1 protein-coding gene is annotated in these 433 nt (G+C 43.4%); it reads right to left on the bottom strand.

The features are described 5' to 3' along the window. A partial coding sequence (locus tag B3L97_RS02245; RefSeq protein ID WP_286933669.1) for an elongation factor P occupies positions 1-433 on the bottom strand: 433 nt, incomplete at both ends.

Here is a 433-nt window from a genome sequence, read left to right as displayed (position 1 = left end):
CCTCCTCCAGAAACAGTGTCACCTTTAAATCCAGGGGGAGTATCTATGACTTTCAGCTCTACGCTCTTAGGCAACTCCACACCCATAATTCGTCCTTCAAACATCTCAAGCTGCACCTCAAGATTGTCAGTGAGGTAATTGGCCGCATCTCCAAGTACATCTTTAGGGATATAAAGCTGATCATAAGAAACCATATCCATAAAAACGTAATTATCCCCTTCTTGATATAGGAACTGAGCTGGCTTTTCGTCATAGATAATTCTTTCAAATTTTTCTCCGGAACGGAAAGTGGTGTCAACGATGGAGCCTGTCTCGACATTCTTAAGCTTGGTTCGGACCACAGCCCCTCCACGCCCCATCTTATGGTGCTGATACTCTACTACTTCCCAAATGCCATCTTGCCACCTTACTTTTATTCCAGAATAAAAATCAC

Source organism: Aminobacterium sp. UBA4834 (assembly GCF_002400205.1).
Classification (GTDB): domain Bacteria; phylum Synergistota; class Synergistia; order Synergistales; family Aminobacteriaceae; genus Aminobacterium; species Aminobacterium mobile.
Note: the sequence above shows the minus strand (reverse complement) of the source record. Positions and strands in the feature narration are given on the sequence as shown.